Source organism: Micromonospora sp. 4G55 (assembly GCF_016803375.1).
In genome coordinates this window covers 1-2,274 of the sequence record NZ_JAEVHN010000855.1, presented here as the reverse complement: position 1 = coordinate 2,274, position 2,274 = coordinate 1, and the positions used below count along the sequence as shown (strand labels likewise).

At 75.9% G+C, this 2,274-nt stretch carries 1 protein-coding gene and 2 pseudogenes; 2 read left to right on the top strand and 1 reads right to left on the bottom strand.

The genetic code is table 11. The features are described 5' to 3' along the window. Positions 1 to 642, bottom strand: a pseudogene (locus JNW89_RS35205) (hypothetical protein); the annotation flags it as partial. A gap of 182 nt (positions 643 to 824) precedes the next feature. Here JNW89_RS35205 and JNW89_RS35200 point away from each other — a divergent pair. Both JNW89_RS35200 and JNW89_RS35195 read left to right on the top strand, forming a co-directional pair. After that, positions 825 to 1,493 (top strand): methyltransferase, encoded by a 669-nt coding sequence (locus JNW89_RS35200; RefSeq protein WP_238452312.1) that lies wholly within the window; start codon positions 825 to 827, stop codon positions 1,491 to 1,493. Between the two features lies 1 nt (position 1,494). After that, a pseudogene (locus tag JNW89_RS35195) lies at positions 1,495 to 2,274 on the top strand (cytochrome P450); the annotation flags it as partial.

Here is a 2,274-nt window from a genome sequence, read left to right as displayed (position 1 = left end):
CACCGGACGCCCGGCCGCCGGCGGCAGCTGCGCCACCGCCTCCTCGGTCGGCTCGGCCGACGCGTCGACGGGCTCGGTCGGGTCGACGGCCACGGCCGAGCCGCTCGGCTCCGGTGTGGCGGACGCCTCGGCGGCGAGCAGGCCGACCACGTCGCGGGTGGCGCTCTGCCGGGCGAGCAGCCGCAGGTTGGCGTCGTACGCCTCGGCAGCCAGAGTGACCCGTCCCCGGTCGACGTCCTCGGCGAAGGCCACCCGGTAGCGGGCGGTGACCGTCCGGTCCGGGCAGAGCGTGCCCGGGTCGAGCTGACGGTCGGTGAGCCGGGCGATGTCCCCCTCGGTCTGGATCTGCAACGGGAAGCTGCCCGAGTCCTCCACCCGGTCCACCTTCACCTGGTCCAGCCGCAGGCCCCGCACGCTGAGCACCATCGACCACCGGACCTTCACGCACCGGCCGCCGTCGTTGCGCGACACCACCGCGGAGAGGGTGCTGGCCTGGTCGCCGGCGCTGAACTCGTCCGGTAGGCCGCTCAGCTCGGTGGCGAAGCCGTCCGCCGCCGAGGCCGGCACGGGCGCGGCCAGCCCCGTCACGGACAGGCAGGCCAGCACCACCCCGGCCCGCAGCGCGTTCCGCCACACCGTCACCACCGCCTCGCCCTCCCGTCGGTCGCATCCACCTGGCAACGCTATGAGGGGTGCCGGGAAGCCGGTAGACGGGCGTGTTCGCACGAACCGTGAAGTACAGGTCGGGTTATCACGCTGGGTGGTGAACCGGTCACGCCCGCCCCGCGACACGCCCGGGAACCGCCCCGGGAGACAATCCCCGGGTGTCCGATCTCTCCGCGGCCTTCGTCCGGCTGCACGCCCGCCTCGCCCCGGTGACCTTCGTACCGGAGGTGCGGCTGCACCAGGCCGACGAGCCGATCGGGCTCTGGGAACTGACCGAGGGCGAGTTCCGCAGCTCCCAGCCGCCGCCGTTCTGGGCCTTCGCATGGGCCGGTGGCCAGGCGCTGGCCCGCTACGTCACCGACCATCCGGAGCTGGTGGCCGGCCGCCGGGTGCTGGACCTGGCGTCGGGCTCCGGCCTGGTCGCCATCGCCGCCGCCCGGGCCGGCGCGACCGCCGTCCGCGCCGTCGAGGTCGACGAGCGGGCGGTGGCCGCCGTCGCGCTCAACGCCGAGGCCAACGGGGTACACGTCGACGCCGAGTTCGGCGACATCCTCGACGCCGACGCCGGGGACGCCGAGGTGGTGCTCGCCGGGGACGTCTTCTACAGCGAGGCGATGGCCCGGCGGGTGCTGCGCTTCCTGCTGCGGGCCGCCCGCTCCGGCGCCCGGGTGCTGGTCGGCGACCCGGGGCGGGCCTTCCTGCCCCGCCAGCGGTTCCGCGAGCTGGCCGCCTACGACGTGCCGGTGCCGGAGGCGCTGGAGAGCGTACGGGTGAAGCGCACCACCGTCTGGGAGCTGGACCCGGCCCCGCCGGGAGCCGCCCGCTAGCGTGTCGGCGTGCTGTTCCGGGGCTGGGGGGAGTCCGTCGACGAGCGGTGGCCGGACGTGGCCACCGTCGCCGACCACGTCGGCGTGGACCACCTGGTGGTCACCCGGCACGCGCTGGTGCGGCAGGTCCTCGCCGACCCGGACACCTGGCGGCCGGACAACGCCCTGGACGCGGTGACCCCGGTCCCGGTGGCCGCGCTGCGGGTGCTCGCCGGGCACCGGTTCCGGTTGCCGGCGACGCTGGCGAACAACTCCACCCCCAGCCACCCGGCGATCCGGGGAATCGTGGCGGAGGCCCTGCACCCGAACCGGGTGGCCGCGCAGCAGCCCTGGCTGACCGGGCTGGTCCGGCGGCGGCTGACCGGGCTGGCCGGCGCGCTCGACGCGGGCGAACCGGTCGACCTGTACGCCGAGCTCGCCGCCGACCTGCCGCTGCTGGTGCTGGCCCGGCTCGTCGAGCTGCCGGACGCCCCGGTCGGCGCGGTGAAGGACTTCGCCCGGGCCGCGCTGGAGCTGTTCTGGGCGCCGCTGGACGCCGACCGTCAGCTCGTCCTCGCCGCCGAGGTGGGCCGGTTCCACACCGTGCTGCGTGACTTCGCCGCCACCGGGGGGCGGGCTGGCCGCCGCGCTGCGCGCCGACGGGCACTCCCCCGACGTGGTGGTCGGCGCGCTGTTCTTCCTGCTGGTGGCCGGCCAGGAGACCACCTCTCAGTTCCTCACCCTGCTGCTGCACCGGCTCACCGCCGAGCCCGAGGTACGCGCCGGGCTGCGCGCCGGCACG